This is a genomic window from Pseudomonas poae RE*1-1-14 (assembly GCF_000336465.1).
Taxonomy (GTDB): Bacteria; Pseudomonadota; Gammaproteobacteria; order Pseudomonadales; family Pseudomonadaceae; genus Aquipseudomonas; species Aquipseudomonas poae.
In genome coordinates this window covers 1,143,034-1,159,788 of sequence record NC_020209.1, presented here as the reverse complement: position 1 = coordinate 1,159,788, position 16,755 = coordinate 1,143,034, and the positions used below count along the sequence as shown (strand labels likewise).

Below are 16,755 nucleotides of genomic sequence, written 5' to 3'. Positions count from 1 at the left end.
CATGGCCAATCAGTCACGGACGACCCTCCTCTCTTTCGCCAGGCTGTGGCAGCGCGCCCTGCTGCTGATCGGCCTGCTGATGACCGCGCCGGCGTGGAGCGCCAACATCCTGCTGACTGCAGCCGAAGACAGCGCAGGCGTGCAGGACTTCGCCCAGGCACTGGCCCGGCAGCGCCCCGCAGACCACGTCACCTTCACTCCGCTCAAGGACCTGCCGGCGCCGCGCCAATTGCCAGCCGACACGCGCCTGATCCTGCTCGACCTGCCAGGCCTCGACTGGCGCCTGCAAGACGCCGAAGGGCCGCCGACCCTGGTGCTGCGCATCAGCCGCCTGCAAGCACGCCAGCGTCTGGGCACCCACTTGCCGGCGCACATCAGCCTGCTGTGGAGCGACCCGCCGCTGGACCGCCAGTTACGCCTGATCACCGGCATCCTGCCGCAGGCCCGGCGCATCGGCGTGCTCTATGGCAACGACAGTGAATTCCTGCTGCGCGAGCTGAGCCAATACGCCGCGCCCCTGGGCCTGGAAATCGTGCCGCAATTGTGGAACAACATTAACGACAGTCGCCCGCTGCAAAGCCTGTTCAGGACCAGCGACGTGCTGCTCGGCCTCGACGATCCGCAACTGTACAACCCCAAGACCGCAAAGAACCTGCTGTTGAGCAGCTACGCCCAACAACTGCCGCTGGTGGGCCCCAACGCCGGCTTCGTCAAGGCCGGCAGTCTGGCCAGCACCTACAGCGACCAGACCGACTGGCTGGGCGTGCTCGACCGTTTGCTTGACCGCCCGCCGGCCAGCTGGCCGCGCACGTTGTACCCACAACACTTCAAAGTCGTGGGCAACCCGCAGGTCGCGCGCTCACTGGGTATCGAACACGTCGATGAAAGCAACGTCGCCGCGCGGCTCGCCGAAGGAGAAAAACGCCCATGACCTTGCGTCGTCGTTGGGATATCAACACCCGCACCCAGCTCATCACCCTGGGCCCGGCGCTGTTGCTCACGTTGCTGTTGATCAGCTTCTTTACCTTCGTGCGTATCCAGGACTTGCGCCAGGAGCTGGACCATACCGGCCAGCTGATTGCCAACCAACTGGCGCCCGCCACCGAGTACGGCGTCATTTCCGGCAACAACGATGTGCTCGACAGCCTGCTGCGCGCCACGCTGGCCACGCCCCATGTGCGCTTTCTGGAGATTCAGGACGCCGCCGAAAACATTCTGGTGTATGTCGAGCAACCGTCGGAAAAGCACGATCGCTCGTTGTCGGTAAAGGTGTTTCAGGCACCGATCCGCCTGCAGCATATCCAGTTGGGCAGCGATTTTTTCCAGGACAACCTCAACGAATCCAAGGCGCCGCGCGCGGATTACCTGGGGCGCGTGATCGTCGGCATGTCCAACGATGCCTTCAGCCAGCGCCAGCAGGAGATTCTGTTCAAGGCCGGCATCCTCGCACTGTTCGCCCTGCTGTTTACCTTCCTGCTGGCGCGGCGCCTGGCGGCCAGCCTGTCGCAGCCGATCAGCGCGATGGGCCATGCGGTGAAGGCCATCCAGCAAGGCGAATACAAGACTGCGCTGCCGATCGTGGATGACTCGGAACTGGGCGACCTGTCACGTCACATCAACAACCTGGCCGCCGGCCTGCAACAGGCCAGCCGCGAACAGCAACAGGCCATGGCGCAGCTGATCCAGACCCGCGAGGAAGCCGAGCGGGCCAACAATGCCAAATCGGACTTTTTGGCGATGATGAGCCACGAGCTGCGCACGCCGATGAATGGGGTGTTGGGCATGCTGCAGTTGCTGGAAACCACCGAGATGACCGAAGAGCAGACCGAATACGCGGCGCTGGCCTCCGAGTCCACCGAGCATCTGCTGAAGGTCATCAATGACATCCTCGATTTCTCGCGCATCGAGCGCGCGGCCCTGGAGCTGGAGCATATCGCGTTCAACCTCGCCGACCTGGTCAACAGCAGCGCCCACGCCTTCCGGCACAGCGCCCAGCAGCGCGGGCTGACGCTCAACCTGCCGATGCCGCCGGGCCTCGATACGCTGCGGGTCAAGGGCGACCCCACGCGTATCCGCCAAATCCTGGTGAACCTGATCGGCAATGCACTCAAGTTCACCGAGCATGGCAGCGTGAGTGTCGAGCCCCACTGGCAACCCCTCGACCATGAGCTGGTGTGGTTCACTTGCAGCGTGCGCGACAGCGGCATCGGTATCGGTGCCGAACACCTGGAGTCGATGTTCGACGCGTTCCAGCAGGCTGACAGCTCGATTTCCAGACGCTATGGCGGCACCGGATTGGGACTGCCCATCGCGCGCACCCTGGCCGAACGCATGGGCGGTACCCTGCGCGCGCAAAGCGAAGAAGGCCGTGGCTCGGTGTTTACCCTGGAAATCCCCCTGGCCATCGATCAGCAGAGCCTGCCGGCGATTGCCCAGGATGCCCAAAGCAAGCACGGCGCGGGCGATGGCCGCCATGTGTTGCTGGTGGAGGACAACCCGGTCAATCGCACGGTAGTGGAAGCCATGTTGCGCAGCCTCGGCTTTGAAGTCAGCCTGGCCACCGACGGCGCCGAGGCGATCCGTAGCGCAGAAAGCCTGATGTTCACCGCGATCCTGATGGATTGCCGGCTGCCAGTGATCGATGGCTACGAGGCAACCCGGCAGATTCGCCAGCTGCCCGGCTGCGCCGATCTGCCGATCATTGCGCTCACCGCCAACGCCTTGCAGGGCGACCGTGAAGCGTGCCTCGCAGCCGGAATGAACGATTACCTGGCCAAGCCGTTCAAACGTACGGATTTGCAGCAGATCCTGCAGCGCTGGGTGCAATAGCGCGGCGCCATCAGGCATCTGCGACTGGCGTGAAACACTAAATTGCGGCAGTCTTAGGCACCCAAACGGGCAGATAAACAGGCCCGGTTTAAAATTTCAGTGAACAAGTGTACATTGAGTGCCTTGACGCTGTGACTTTCACTACAACGCAATAGTCTACGTGTAGGCTGCCGGCATGAGGCATGAACGCTTCATTCGGTTCGGGAAGATTTGCCCTGCCCCGCCGCATGGGATTATTGAGGAGCTCGCATGACCAAACAAAACGCCTTTACTCGGGAAGACCTGCTGCGCTGCAGTCGCGGTGAGCTGTTCGGCCCAGGTAACGCGCAACTGCCCGCCCCGAACATGCTGATGGTGGATCGCATCACTCATATCAGCGAAGAGGGTGGCAAGTACGGCAAAGGTGAATTGGTCGCCGAGCTGGATATCACTCCGGACCTGTGGTTCTTCGCCTGCCATTTCGAAGGCGATCCGGTGATGCCAGGCTGCCTGGGCCTCGACGCCATGTGGCAACTGGTCGGCTTTTACCTGGGCTGGCAGGGTCTGCCAGGCCGCGGTCGCGCCCTGGGTTCCGGCGAAGTGAAGTTCTTCGGCCAGGTCCTGCCGACCGCCAAGAAAGTCACCTACAACATTCAAATCAAGCGCGTCCTCAAGGGCAAGCTGAACCTGGCCATTGCCGATGGTTCGGTGACTGTCGACGGTCGCGAGATTTATACTGCCGAAGGCCTTCGGGTCGGCGTATTCACTTCCACTGACAACTTTTAAGGGTTATCCGCATGCGCCGCGTCGTTATCACTGGTCTGGGCATCGTTTCTTGCCTGGGCAATGACAAAGAGACCGTCACCGCTAACCTGCGTGCAAGTCGCCCTGGCATCCGCTTCAACCCGGAATATGCCGAAATGGGTCTGCGTAGCCAGGTTTCCGGCTCCATCGACCTGCCCCTCGAAGAACTGATCGATCGCAAGATCTATCGCTTCGTCGGCCACGCTGCCGCCTACGCCTACCTGGCCATGAAAGACGCGATCGCCGATTCAGGCCTGAGCGAAGACCAGGTATCGAACGTACGCACCGGTTTGATCGCCGGTTCCGGCGGCGCATCCACCCTCAACCAGATGGAAGCGCTGGACATCCTGCGCGAGAAAGGCGTGAAGCGCGTCGGCCCGTACCGTGTAACGCGGACCATGGGCAGCACCGTGTCGGCCTGCCTGGCCACGCCGTTTGCCATCAAGGGCGTCAACTACTCGATCTCCTCGGCCTGCGCCACCAGCGCCCACTGCATCGGGACTGCCGTTGAGCAGATACAGCTGGGCAAGCAGGACATCGTGTTCGCCGGCGGCGGTGAAGAAGAGCATTGGAGCCAGTCGTTCCTGTTCGACGCCATGGGCGCCCTCTCCACCCAGTACAACGAAACCCCGGAAAAGGCCTCCCGCGCCTACGACGCCAAGCGTGACGGTTTCGTCATCGCCGGCGGTGGCGGCATGGTGGTGGTCGAGGAGCTGGAACACGCTCTGGCCCGTGGCGCGAAGATCTACGCGGAAATCGTCGGCTACGGCGCCACTTCCGACGGCTACGACATGGTTGCGCCAAGCGGCGAAGGCGCCATCCGTTGCATGCAGATGGCAATGTCCACCGTTGACACCCAGATCGACTACCTGAACACCCACGGCACCTCCACTCCGGTCGGCGACGCCAAGGAAATGGAAGGCGTGCGTGCGGTATTCGGCGACAAGGCGCCGGCCATCAGCTCCACCAAGAGCCTGTCGGGTCACTCCCTGGGCGCCGCTGGCGTTCACGAAGCGATCTACTGCCTGCTGATGATGGAAGGCAACTTCATGGCCGGTTCGGCCAACATCGACGAGATTGATCCGGTTGTGGCAGATATGCCAATCCTGACCAAGACCGTTGAAAACGCCACCATCAATACCGTGATGAGCAACAGCTTCGGCTTTGGCGGCACCAACGCGACGCTGGTACTCAAGCGCTGGCAGGGCAAGTAAGGCCTGCAGCTTGACCCCACAAAAAAGCCCCGACTGGTTCGGGGCTTTTTTGTGGGTGATCACCAGATATCAAAAATCAACATGTGGGAGGGAGCAAGCCCCTCCCACATTGGATACTGCGCTCAGCGAGAGGTCTTGGGCAGCACGGCCAGGAAATTGTCCCGCGCAACCTTGCGGGCCACGTCCTCGGGCAGCGCATCGAGGAAGGGGTCAAAGCGGCGCATTTCCTTACCCAGCTTGTTGAAGCGACCTACCACATCAGAGCCGAGCATGAAGCGCTCCGGGAAGCGCTCCACCAGCTTTACCCACTCAAGCCTGGGTTTGCCCGCCTCGTCCAGCAGATAAGGCGTGAGCATGCTCCAGGAGAGGTCGATGTACAGATTGGGGTAGGCCTCCAGCAGGCGCGTCAAGGTGGGCAGCAAAAAGTCCATCTGCACTTGATGACGGTGGATCTCCAGGCTGGTACCGGCATGCGCCCAGATAAACCGCGTGTGCGGGTGATTGCGCAGCGGCTCTTCGACCTCTGCCAGATACAACGGGTTGCGCTCGCGCTTGGAGGTGATGTTGGAATGCAGCATCACCGGCAAATCGTTTTCGGCCGCCAGGTGGTAAATACGCGTCATGGCCTCGTTGTTGGCGCGCGGGGTGTCCCCCGCCGTCAGGGCTGTCAGGTCGTCATGGCGGGTGAACACTTCACCGATGCCCTGCCACAGGCCGGGATTGAGGTCGAGCGTGCGCTGGATATGCGCAGCGGAATTCTTGTCATTGGGGTTGAAGCCGGACAGAAAAGGATGAAAGCGCAGGCGCTGTTCAGGCGTGAGCTTATCGACCGCCGCCGCGACGATCACGTCGGTGGCGCTGTACCAGTAGGCATCGGCATCGTCACCGGCGTAATAGCGCGGACGCTTGGGCTCGTCTTCGTGCCATTTTTTCGCCACGGGAATGCCGGAAATCATCACCTGCTCGATGCGATTGTCCGCCATGGCCTTGAGCAGCTTGTCCATGCCGGCGGTTTCCTGAAAGAAATCCACGTAATGCAGGTGGGCATCGCTGTAGGCATAGTCGCGGGCTTGTGCGGCGAGGCTGGCGAAGGTGAGCAACAAGGCGAGGCTCAGGCGAGTCCAGGGCACGGGGGGGCGATCTCCATCGAGGTGATTCAGGGGAATGGGGTTGCCTGCCAGATAGCTATCGGGAGCAAGCCCCCTCCCACATTCAGATCGGTGAACACGATCACGATGTGAGAGGAAGCTTGCTCCCGATGAGGCCCGAACAGACGCCGAAGCATCAGCCCTTGAACACTTCATCCAGCAAGTTATGCATGGACTGGAACGCGCGTGCAGAGGTCTTCGCGTCATACATCATCTTGCCCGGCACGTTCGCATGGGGGTCGGTGAAGGAGTGCACCGCGCCGCCGTAGCTCAGCAGTTGCCAATCCACACCGGCCGCGTTCATTTCATCTTCGAACGCCGGCAATTGCTCCTTGGGCACCAACGGGTCGGAGGCGCCGTGCAGCACCAGCACCGAGCCCTTTATGTTCTTCGCGTCCGCCGGGTTGGGCGTATCGAGGGTGCCATGGAACGACACGGCGGCTTTCACAGGCGCGCCGGTGCGCGCCAGCTCCAGGGAACAGCAACCGCCGAAGCAGAAACCAAAGGTCGCAAGTTTCGAGGTATCCACTGCCGCTTCGGTCTGGCCTTGCAGTTGCTCGAACGCCACCTGCATGCGCGTGTTGAGCAAGGGGCGGTCGTTCTTCAACGGCATCATCGCCGCGCCGGCTTCATCGCCGTTCGACGGGCGCACGGTTTGTCCGTAGAGGTCGGCAATCAGCACCACGTAGCCCTTGGCGGCGACGCTCTTGGCAATTTCTTCGGCCCCTGCACTCACGCCCATCCAGTTCGGCGCCATCAGCAGGCCCGGCAGCGGCCCCTTGTGGCTGGCGTCGAACGCCAGGCGGCTTTCATAAGACTGGCCATCGATCTGATAGACCACGGAACGCACGGTGACTTGGCTCATGATTTACTCCAGTTGAGGTGCACTAAAATGAAAAAACCCGCCGAAGCGGGTTTTTCCTGCAGCGGTGTTAAACCGACAGTTCAACCAACAGCTTGTTCAGTCGGCGCACATAGGCGGCCGGGTCTTTCAGGCTGTCGCCAGCGGCCAGGGCTGCCTGGTCGAAGAGGATGTGCGACAGGTCGCCAAAACGCTCTTCGCTCTGCTCGCCATCGAGTTTCTCGATCAGCGGGTGCGCCGGGTTGAATTCGAAGATCGGCTTGGAATCCGGAACCTTCTGCCCGCTGGCTTCGAGGATCTGACGCATCTGCATGCCCAGGTCCTGCTCGCCGATGGCCAGGATCGCCGGAGAGTCGGTCAGGCGGTGGGAAACCCGCACTTCGCTGACAGCCTCGCCCAGGGATGCCTTGATCCGCTCAACCAGGCCCTCTTTGGACTTGGCGACCTCTTCGGCTTCCTTCTTCTCTTCTTCAGAGTCAAGGTTACCCAGGTCCAGATCACCACGGGCCACATCGACGAACGATTTGCCGTCGAACTCGGTGAGGTAGCTCATCAGCCACTCATCAATACGGTCGGTCAGCAGCAGCACTTCGATGCCTTTCTTGCGGAAGACTTCCAGGTGCGGACTGTTCTTGACCTGCGCGTAGGTTTCACCGGTGAGGTAGTAGATCTTGTCCTGACCTTCCTTGGCGCGCGCCAGGTAGTCGGCCAGCGACACAATCTGCTCGCCGTCTTCGCCCTGGGTGGAGGCAAAGCGCAGCAGGCCGGCAATTTTTTCCTTGTTGGCGAAATCTTCAGCCGGGCCTTCTTTCATGACCTGACCGAAGTTTTTCCAGAAACCCTTGTATTGCTCAGGCTCGTTCTTCGCCAGCTTCTCCAGCATGTCGAGTACGCGCTTGGTCAGCGCCGACTTCATGGAGTCGATGATCGGATCTTTCTGCAGGATTTCCCGCGACACGTTCAGCGACAGGTCATTGGAATCGACCACGCCCTTGATGAAGCGCAGGTACAGCGGCAGGAAGGACTCCGCCTGGTCCATCACGAACACGCGCTGCACGTAGAGCTTCAGGCCTTTGGGGGCTTCGCGCTGGTACAGGTCGAACGGGGCGCGGGCCGGCACGTACAGCAGCGAGCTGTACTCGAGCTTGCCCTCAACCTTGTTGTGGCTCCAGCTCAGCGGGTTTTCGTAGTCGTGACCGATGTGCTTGTAGAACTCCTGGTATTCCTCGTCCTTGATCTCGGTACGCGGACGGGTCCACAAGGCGCTGGCGCGGTTGACAGTTTCCCACTCCTCGGCAGGCTTCTCTTCGCCTTCAGCCGCGGTCTGCTCCTTGGGCAACTCGATCGGCAATGCGATGTGGTCGGAGTATTTCTTGATGATGTTGCGCAGGCGCCAGCCATCGGCGAATTCGTCTTCACCGGATTTGAGGTGCAGCACGATACGGGTACCACGGTCGGCCTTGTCGATCGTGGCGATTTCAAACTCGCCCTCGCCTTTGGACGCCCAGTGCACCCCTTCGCTGGCCGCGAGACCGGCACGGCGGCTGAACACTTCAACCTTGTCGGCGACGATGAAGGCCGAGTAGAAGCCCACACCGAACTGACCGATCAGGTGCGAATCTTTTTTCTGATCGCCCGACAGGTTCTTCATGAAATCTGCGGTGCCGGATTTTGCGATGGTCCCCAGGTGGGTGATCGCATCGTCACGGCTCATGCCGATACCGTTGTCTTCGAGCGTGACGGTTTTCGCGTCCTTGTCGTAGCTCACACGGATTTTCAGCTCAGCGCCACCTTCCAGCAACTCAGGCTTGGACAGGGCTTCGAAGCGTAATTTGTCGACAGCGTCAGAGGCGTTCGAGATCAATTCGCGAAGGAAAATTTCCTTGTTGGAATACAGCGAATGGATCATGAGGTGCAGCAGTTGCTTCACCTCGGTCTGGAAGCCCAGGGTTTCCTTTTGAGTTTCCACACTCATGGTCATCAAACTCCAATTGGATGGCAATGGCCGCGCCCGAAAGGGTTGGCGGCGGGTTGTCATCAAAGTTGGGGGCTAACGGGAGGATTTCAAGGGCCGCAAGGTGCCTCGATTTTGAAATGCGCACGAGCGGTGGCAATCGGTTCTGCCGCCGCGCTTTGCCAGGCGGTGACCGAAACGTTGGCCACCCGCCGGCCCTGACGCCATACCTGGCAGGTGGCGTAGGTGTCGCGAAACTGCCCGGCACGCAGGTAATCCAGGGAAAAATCGATGATTTTCGGCAGGCCCGGCGCGCCGGTGGACACCAGCAAGTGCAGCGCTGCCGACAGCTCCATGAAACCGGCAATCACTCCGCCATGCAGCGCCGGCAATATGGGGTTACCAATGTTGTCCTTGTTGGCCGGCAGGCGGAACAGCAATTCATCGCCCTGGCGCGTGCATTGGATGCCGATCAGGTTGGCGTAAGGGATGAGTTCGAGCAGCGCTGTGTAATCGCCGCGCGCGTGGGCTTGCTCAAGGCGAGTGTTGAAACGGTGCGTCATGCCTGATCTCCGTCGAGCGTGGCACTCAGGCCCTGTGCGCCTTTGAGCAGCTTGCCCATGCGCATGAACGTTCCCACCACATGGGCGATGGGTTGCTGCGGATCATCCTGGTAGGCAAAGCCCCGCGTGAAGATAACGTCGGCGGTGACCCGGTAACACTGGGCAAACCCATAGACTGGCTGGTGCGGTGCGGCCGGGTGCATATAGTCGATGCGCAGGTCCAGGGTCGGGCACACCTCGAACTCGGGCAATACACAGAGGGTGGCCATGCCGCAGGCGGTGTCCATCAGCGAGGTAAGCGCGCCACCATGGATGACGCCGGTCTCGGGGTCGCCCACGATACCTGCCGCATAGGGCAGCAGCAGCGTCATGCCCCTATCGCTGGCTTCATGCACGGTAATGCCCAGCACCTGGCAATGGCGCAAAGCGCAAACAAAGCGTGTTGCACGTTCCAGCAACGAGTTTTCGGTCATTGGGTCTAGACTCTTTTTGGCAGTGATCCGCGGAACAGGCAGTGCGGGTTTAAGTTCCTTGGCAACCTTTGTTTATATATCTGCGCAATAAAAGGAACTAATGCTGAACCCTCAGGCTCGAAAGGCCAGAAGATATCTTCAATAAGGAGAAACACCCCATGCGCAAGACTTTAGCTGTTTCCATGATGTTGGCTGCTGCCCTTGGCCTCGCTGCCTGCGACAAGAAATCCGAAGACAAAGCCCAAGACGCCGCTTCGCACTCTGAGCAAGCTCAGAAAGACATGGCGAAGGCTCAGGATAAAGTGAACGATGCTGCAAAAGAAAACGCCGAAGCTGCCAAAGCTCAGGCCGAATCGAACGCAGCCGCTGCAAAAGAAGCCACGCCTTCGACCGGTTCCTGATACCGCGGTCTGATGTAGCCTGGTTGTAAAAGAGAGCCCGCTTAATAGCGGGCTTTTCTTTGTCTGGCGTTTTTAATGCGACATGCCTCTAACTAAACCGCGTCCTTGACCGCCTCGGGCGAAGGCGTGTCTGTCTGCGTATACACCATCACTTGCAGTACATCGGAGTGAAACTCACGGCGATACAACACCACCACGACTCCGGCACTCATCAACATGAACAGCCAGGGGCTGACAAACCACGCCAGCATGGTCATGCCAAAGTAATAGGCCCGCAGGCCGAAGTTGAACTGGTTGGCAGCCATGGAGATGACGCGCGCCGCCCGTAGCGCAAACGCCTTGCGCTCTTGCTCGGACACTTGGCGCTCACCGATCATCGGCGCTGATCCCACCAGCACCGCCGCGAAGTTGTACTGGCGCATGCACCAACTGAACGTAAAAAACGCGTAGACGAACACCAGCGCCAGACACAGCAATTTGATTTCCGACATGCCCTGGGACGCCTGCTGCACCATGGGAATGTCCGCCAGCAGCGATACGGCGCGCTCCGAGGCGCCCAGCACGGTAAGGATGTCGGCGAGGATGATCAGCGTGCTGGAGGCGAAAAACGAGGCGTTGCGCTCCAGATTACCGATCACGCTGGCGTCGGCGATGCGGTTGTCGCGCAGCAGCATGCGGCGCATCCAGTCTTCGCGATACAGGTGCAGCACGCTGGCCAGGCAGGCGGTGTCGCCGGCTTTCCAGAGGGCATAACGGGTGTAACCGCCCCAGCACAGCACGAACCACAGGGCGGCGAGCACGTGGACTTGGTTGGTTTCGATGAACGACATAGGGCTCCTGATAAACAAGAAAATATGGACACACAGTCAACATGTGAGAGCGAGCAAGCCCGCTCCCCTACTGACCGCGTTGCAACTCTAGAACCTTGTCGACAAGCAGGCATAAAAAATGCCCCGTATCGATTGATACGAGGCATTTCTGTGCAGCCGTGCCACCGTGTCAGGCGATCGCTTCGCTGCGCTTGCCAAGCATGCGATCCACCACCACCGCCACGACCAGTGTCATCACAGAGGGCACCAGCCAGGCCAGGCCCTGCTCGCTTAATGGCAAATGCGTCAGCTGTGCGGGCATCCAATTGGCGAGGCCGGCGCCCTTGAGCGCGTCGATGCCGCCAAAAATGAATGACACCAACATCACCGGACCGACGATACGGCCCTGCTCCTGCCAGAAGTCTTTGCAGAAGCTCAGCGCCACCAGCACGATGCACGGCGGGTAGATGGCGGTGAGGACCGGGATGGAGAACGCAATCAGCTTGGTCAGGCCCAGGTTGGACACGAACAGCGAGAACAACGCCAGGATCACCACCAGTGTCTTGTAGGACAGCGGCAGGATTTTGCTGAAGTACTCGGCGCAGGCGCAGGTCAGGCCCACGGCCGTCACCAGGCATGCCAGGGAGATCAGCACGGCCAGAAAGCCACTGCCCAGGGAGCCGAAGGTGCTTTGCACGTAAGCATGCAGCACGGCCGCGCCGTTGCTGGCGCCCGCCGCCACGGCATGACTGCCAGAGCCCAGGCGGAACAGGCTGATATACACCAGCGCCAGGCCCACGCCCGCGATCAGCCCGGCGATAATCGCGTAGCGGGTGATCAGCTTGGGCGATTCGACGCCGCGGGAGCGGATTGCGTTGACGATGACGATGCCGAACACCAGCGCACCCAGGGTATCCATGGTCAGGTAGCCATTGATAAAGCCTTGGGAGAACGGCGCGGCGACGTATTCCGGCGTGGCGACGCCCACTTCACCGGCCGGCAGGGCAAACGCAGCGATACCGAGGATCGCCAGTGCGATGATCTTCAACGGCGCAAGGAAACGGCCGACGGTATCCAGCAGGCGCCCTGGGTACAGGGACACGAAGAACACCACCAAAAAATACACCGAGCTATAGAGGAACAGCGCCAGCGGGCTTTCGCCGGTCAGCGGCGCCAGGCCGACTTCAAACGAAACGGTCGCGGTACGCGGGGTGGCGAACAGCGGGCCTACCGCCAGATAAGCCGCTGCCGCGAGCAGGCCGCCGGCGACTTTGCCGATCGGGCTGCTCAATGCATCCATGCCGCCGCCGACCTTGGCCAGGGCGATCACGGTGACCACCGGCAAACCGACTGCGGTGATGAGGAAGCCCAGCGCCGCCATCCAGACATGAGGCCCGGACTGCAAACCAACGATAGGCGGGAAGATGATGTTGCCGGCGCCCACAAACAGCGCGAACGTCATGAAGCCCAGCGCCAGGATGTCCTGGCTTTTCAACACTTTCATTCGAGGAAATACCACACTACTGAATCGGAATTTAGAGAGGGCTTCCCTGTGGATGAGGGAAATGCTGTCGGCCCTGGTGGGGGCCGACCGGTCCAGCGCTCGGCTTCCTTTTGGGATGCCGGCGCGTAAAGAGGCGGCTAGGGTACAGAAATAGGCTGACAAACGCACTGTTGCGGGGCGCACTGTCCGATAAGCGACATTTTAATGTCGCGTTTTTACACTTTTTGCAGAGCAATGCGACAACCTGTGGGAGCTGGCTTGCCTGCGATGCAGGCACCTCGGTGCATCAGCCAAACCGAGTCGATGCTTTCGCAGGCAAGCCAGCTCCCACACTGGAATGAGCTCAGCTCAAGAAACAGGAATACCCGGAATGCACAAAGGCCACCCGAAGGTGGCCTTTGTGGGGTGAAGCGTCAGTTAAGCGTGAGGCTTACTTGACGGCCCAACCGGTCAGCTCGGCCAGGGCCTTGCCGATGTCTGCCAGCGAACGCACGGTTTTAACGCCTGCGTCCTGCAGTGCAGCGAATTTCTCGTCTGCAGTGCCTTTGCCGCCGGAGATGATTGCGCCCGCATGGCCCATGCGCTTGCCCGCAGGGGCAGTCACACCAGCGATGTAGGAAACAACCGGCTTGGTCACGTGGGCCTTGATGTAGGCCGCTGCTTCTTCTTCAGCCGAACCGCCGATCTCACCGATCATCACGATCGCTTCGGTCTTCGGGTCTTCCTGGAACAGCTTCAGGATGTCGATGAAGTTCGAACCCGGGATCGGGTCACCGCCGATGCCGACGCAAGTCGACTGACCGAAACCGGCGTCAGTGGTCTGCTTCACAGCTTCGTAGGTCAGGGTGCCGGAACGGGAAACGATACCGACCTTGCCTGGCAAGTGAATGTGACCTGGCATGATGCCGATCTTGCATTCGCCTGGGGTGATCACGCCTGGGCAGTTAGGGCCGATCAGGACCACGCCCAGCTCGTCGCACTTAACCTTGGCGTCCAGCATGTCCAGGGTAGGAATGCCTTCGGTGATGCAGACGATCAGCTTGATGCCGCCGAATGCCGCTTCCAGGATGGAGTCCTTGCAGAAAGGTGCTGGAACGTAGATCACGCTGGCGGTGGCGCCAGTTTTTTCTACAGCATCTTTCACGGTGTTGAACACTGGCAGACCCAGGTGCTCGGTGCCGCCTTTGCCTGGCGTTACGCCGCCAACCATCTTGGTGCCGTATTCGATGGCTTGCTGGGTGTGGAAGCTACCTTGCGAACCGGTAATACCCTGGCAGATAACTTTGGTGTCTTTATTGATCAGGACGCTCATTACTTGCCCTCCGCAGCTTTGACAACTTGTTGAGCAGCGTCGGTCAGGCTGGTAGCCGCGATGATGTTCAAACCGCTTTCTGCCAGTACTTTGGCGCCCAGTTCAGCGTTGTTACCTTCAAGGCGAACAACAACCGGGATTTTAACGCCGACTTCTTTCACTGCACCGATGATGCCTTCGGCAATCATGTCGCAACGAACGATGCCGCCGAAGATGTTGACCAGTACTGCTGCGACATTGGAGTCGGACAGGATGATCTTGAACGCTTCGGTAACGCGTTCCTTGGTGGCACCGCCGCCTACGTCGAGGAAGTTGGCTGGCTTGCCGCCATGCAGGTTGACGATGTCCATGGTACCCATGGCCAGACCGGCACCGTTGACCATGCAGCCAATGTTACCTTCCAGGGCTACGTAGTTCAGTTCGAACTTGGCAGCGTGCGCTTCGCGCGGATCGTCCTGGGACGGATCGTGGAAAGTCTTCAGCTTGGGCTGACGGTACATGGCGTTGGCGTCGATGTTGATCTTGGCGTCGAGGCAGTGCAGATCGCCGTCAGCCTTGATCACCAGCGGGTTAACTTCCAGCAGGGCCAGATCGTGATCCTGGAACAGCTTGGCCAGACCTACGAAGATCTTGGCGAACTGGGCAACTTGCTTGCCTTCCAGGCCCAGCTGGAAAGCCAGCTCGCGACCCTGGAATGGCTGAGCGCCAACCAGTGGATCGATGGTGGCTTTCAGAATTTTTTCTGGGGTTTCGTGAGCGATTTTCTCGATGTCCACGCCACCTTCGGTGGAAGCCATGAACACGATGCGACGGCTCGAACGGTCAACGACAGCGCCCAGGTACAGCTCTTTAGCGATATCAGTGCACGATTCAACCAGGATCTTGGTGACTGGCTGGCCATTGGCATCAGTCTGGTAAGTCACCAGACGCTTGCCCAGCCACTGCTGTGCGAAGGCCTTGGCGTCTTCTTTGCTGCGAACCAGCTTGACGCCGCCCGCTTTACCGCGACCACCAGCGTGGACCTGGGCTTTGACCACCCACTCGGTGCCGCCGATCTTGTCGCAAGCTTCTGCTGCTGCTTCCGGGGTGTCTACTGCGTAGCCCTTGGATACTGGCAGGCCGTATTCAGCGAACAGCTGCTTACCCTGATACTCGTGAAGATTCATGCTTTTTACCGTCTTCGTTAGGTACTGCGCATTCGGCGCTGCGCTCATTATGAGTGCCGCGCCACCTGTGACTGCTGCTTGCGCAACCTGCGGGGCTTATGGCCCGTAAAGCTGCACAAGGCTGCGTCCAGCGGATATTCCGCGGTGAGTCCTGCGCGCAAGACTCACGACGGGCAACTCCGCCGTGGTTTCTTATTATCTCGCTTAGCGCTTCTTGCGGTTGGCGATGTGGATGGCGCCGCCATTCACAGCCAACGCTGCTTCGTGCAACGCTTCGGACAGGGTCGGATGGGAGAAGACCATCATGCCCAGGTCCTCGGCACTGGTGCCGAATTCCATACCGATAGCGCCTTGCTGAACCAGTTCTGCAGCGCTCGGGCCAATCACGTGGACGCCCAATACGCGGTCAGTCTTGGCATCAGCGATGATTTTGACAAAACCACCGGTGTCGTTGGCTGCCATGGCACGGCCGGAAGCGGCAAACGGGAAGGTGCCGACGTTAACTTCTACGCCTTCAGCTTTCAACTGCTGTTCGTTCTTGCCGACCCATGCAATTTCCGGGTGGGTGTAGATAACCGATGGCACGAGGTCGTAGTTCATCTGGGTTTTGTGACCCTTGATGCGCTCGACAACCATGATGCCTTCTTCGGAAGCCTTATGCGCCAGCATCATGCCGCGCACCACGTCGCCGATGGCGTAAACGCCAGGCACGGTAGTCGCGCAGTGATCGTCAACGTGGATGAAACCACGCTCGTCGATGTTCACGCCGCTATCGGAAGCCAGCAGGTCGGTGGTCACCGGACGACGGCCCACGGCCACGATCAGCTTGTCGAAGGTGATGGTCTGCTCGCCGTCTTTATCGGTGTAGGTCACCACGACTTCTTCGCCGTTGACCTTGGAACCGGTCACGCGGGCACCCAGCTTGATGTCCAGACCCTGTTTGGTCAGGGTCTTGTAGGCTTCCTTGGACACGGCGGTGTCGGCAGCCAGCAGGAACGTGTCCAGGGCTTCCAGCACAGTGACTTCGGAACCCAGACGGGACCAGACCGAACCCAGCTCCAGGCCGATCACGCCAGCGCCGATTACGCCCAGGCGTTTTGGAATGGCCTGGAACTCCAGCGCGCCGGTCGAATCAACGATCACGTTCTGGTCAACCGGTGCCGGTGGAATGTCGATAGGACGCGAGCCTGGGGCCAGGATCACGTTCTCGGCTTCGATGACTTCTACCGAGCCGTCCGGCTTGGTGATTTCAACCTGCTTGCCGGCCAGCAATTTGCCGTGACCTTGCAGGGAGGTGACGCCGTTAGCCTTGAACAGCGTGGCAACGCCGGAGGTCAGGCCTTTGACGATGTTGGCCTTGCGGCCGATCATCGCCGGCACGTCCATGGTCACGCCGGCATGGTTGATGCCGTGGATCGCGAAACCGTCCTGGGCTTCATGGAATTTCCAGGAGCTGTCCAGCAGCGCCTTGGAAGGAATGCAACCAACGTTCAGGCAAGTACCGCCCAGCGCCAGTTTGCCTTCCTTGTCGGTGTATTTTTCGATGCAAGCAGTCGAGAGGCCCAGTTGTGCGGCCTTGATGGCGGCAACATAGCCGCCAGGACCTGCACCAATCACTACAACGTCAAATTTCTGCGACATGAAAATAGATCCTCTATTTAGCGACAAGCTTCAAGCAACAAGTTGCAAGCCAAGCTGATTTTTCCTGCAGCTTGCAGCTCGCAACTTGAAGCTGCT

At 60.1% G+C, this 16,755-nt stretch carries 15 protein-coding genes; 5 read left to right on the top strand and 10 right to left on the bottom strand.

Annotation, left to right across the window (positions count from 1 at the left end):
- Position 1: 1 nt before the first annotated feature.
- The 4 genes from H045_RS05345 to fabB all read left to right on the top strand — a co-directional run bounded on the left by H045_RS05345 (position 2) and on the right by fabB (position 4,826).
- Positions 2–931, top strand: a complete 930-nt coding sequence (locus tag H045_RS05345) for an ABC transporter substrate-binding protein (protein WP_015371650.1) — start codon at positions 2–4, stop codon at positions 929–931.
- Complete coding sequence (locus H045_RS05340) at positions 928–2,829, top strand: ATP-binding protein (RefSeq protein ID WP_003233212.1); 1,902 nt, start codon at positions 928–930, stop codon at positions 2,827–2,829. The genes H045_RS05345 and H045_RS05340 overlap by 4 nt, the downstream gene beginning before the upstream one ends.
- Positions 2,830–3,078: 249 nt before the next feature.
- Positions 3,079–3,594 (top strand): 3-hydroxyacyl-[acyl-carrier-protein] dehydratase FabA, encoded by a 516-nt coding sequence (gene fabA / locus H045_RS05335; RefSeq protein ID WP_003210552.1) that lies wholly within the window; start codon positions 3,079–3,081, stop codon positions 3,592–3,594.
- An 11-nt stretch (positions 3,595–3,605) separates the two neighbouring features.
- Positions 3,606–4,826 (top strand): beta-ketoacyl-ACP synthase I, encoded by a 1,221-nt coding sequence (gene fabB / locus H045_RS05330; protein ID WP_003233214.1) that lies wholly within the window; start codon positions 3,606–3,608, stop codon positions 4,824–4,826.
- A gap of 122 nt (positions 4,827–4,948) precedes the next feature.
- On the opposite strand, the gene H045_RS05325 is transcribed toward fabB, so the two are convergent.
- The 5 genes from H045_RS05325 to H045_RS05305 all read right to left on the bottom strand — a co-directional run bounded on the left by H045_RS05325 (position 4,949) and on the right by H045_RS05305 (position 9,826).
- Positions 4,949–5,956 (bottom strand): amidohydrolase family protein, encoded by a 1,008-nt coding sequence (locus tag H045_RS05325; protein ID WP_015371649.1) that lies wholly within the window; start codon positions 5,954–5,956, stop codon positions 4,949–4,951.
- 154 nt (positions 5,957–6,110) lie between these two features.
- Entirely contained in the window at positions 6,111–6,839 is a 729-nt protein-coding gene (locus H045_RS05320; protein WP_003233221.1) for a dienelactone hydrolase family protein, read from the bottom strand.
- Positions 6,840–6,906: 67 nt separating this feature from the next.
- On the bottom strand, positions 6,907–8,811 hold the full coding sequence (gene htpG / locus H045_RS05315) for a molecular chaperone HtpG (RefSeq protein ID WP_015371648.1): 1,905 nt from the start codon (positions 8,809–8,811) through the stop codon (positions 6,907–6,909).
- Positions 8,812–8,900: 89 nt separating this feature from the next.
- Complete coding sequence (locus H045_RS05310) at positions 8,901–9,353, bottom strand: PaaI family thioesterase (RefSeq protein ID WP_015371647.1); 453 nt, start codon at positions 9,351–9,353, stop codon at positions 8,901–8,903.
- A complete protein-coding gene (locus tag H045_RS05305; RefSeq protein ID WP_015371646.1) occupies positions 9,350–9,826 on the bottom strand; it encodes a PaaI family thioesterase in 477 nt (158 codons plus the stop codon). Before H045_RS05305 ends, H045_RS05310 begins: the two co-directional genes overlap by 4 nt.
- 158 nt (positions 9,827–9,984) lie before the next feature.
- Between H045_RS05305 and H045_RS05300 the strand changes: the two genes are divergently transcribed.
- Positions 9,985–10,227, top strand: coding sequence for a hypothetical protein (locus tag H045_RS05300; RefSeq protein ID WP_003233227.1), 243 nt, complete (start codon positions 9,985–9,987; stop codon positions 10,225–10,227).
- A 92-nt stretch (positions 10,228–10,319) separates the two neighbouring features.
- Here the strand turns inward: H045_RS05300 and H045_RS05295 are convergent, their stop codons facing one another.
- The 5 genes from H045_RS05295 to lpdA all read right to left on the bottom strand — a co-directional run bounded on the left by H045_RS05295 (position 10,320) and on the right by lpdA (position 16,659).
- Positions 10,320–11,057, bottom strand: a complete 738-nt coding sequence (locus H045_RS05295; protein ID WP_015371645.1) for a DUF599 domain-containing protein — start codon at positions 11,055–11,057, stop codon at positions 10,320–10,322.
- Between the two features lie 169 nt (positions 11,058–11,226).
- On the bottom strand, positions 11,227–12,540 hold the full coding sequence (gene brnQ, locus H045_RS05290) for a branched-chain amino acid transport system II carrier protein (protein ID WP_015371644.1): 1,314 nt from the start codon (positions 12,538–12,540) through the stop codon (positions 11,227–11,229).
- 430 nt (positions 12,541–12,970) lie between these two features.
- Entirely contained in the window at positions 12,971–13,852 is an 882-nt protein-coding gene (sucD, locus tag H045_RS05285; RefSeq protein ID WP_003233233.1) for a succinate--CoA ligase subunit alpha, read from the bottom strand.
- Positions 13,852–15,018 carry an ADP-forming succinate--CoA ligase subunit beta gene (gene sucC / locus H045_RS05280; protein ID WP_003233235.1) on the bottom strand — a complete coding sequence of 389 codons (1,167 nt, stop codon included), beginning with the start codon at positions 15,016–15,018 and terminating at the stop codon, positions 13,852–13,854. The genes sucD and sucC overlap by 1 nt, the downstream gene beginning before the upstream one ends.
- 204 nt (positions 15,019–15,222) lie before the next feature.
- Positions 15,223–16,659, bottom strand: a complete 1,437-nt coding sequence (lpdA, locus tag H045_RS05275) for a dihydrolipoyl dehydrogenase (protein WP_003233237.1) — start codon at positions 16,657–16,659, stop codon at positions 15,223–15,225.
- Between the last annotated feature and the right edge of the window lie 96 nt (positions 16,660–16,755).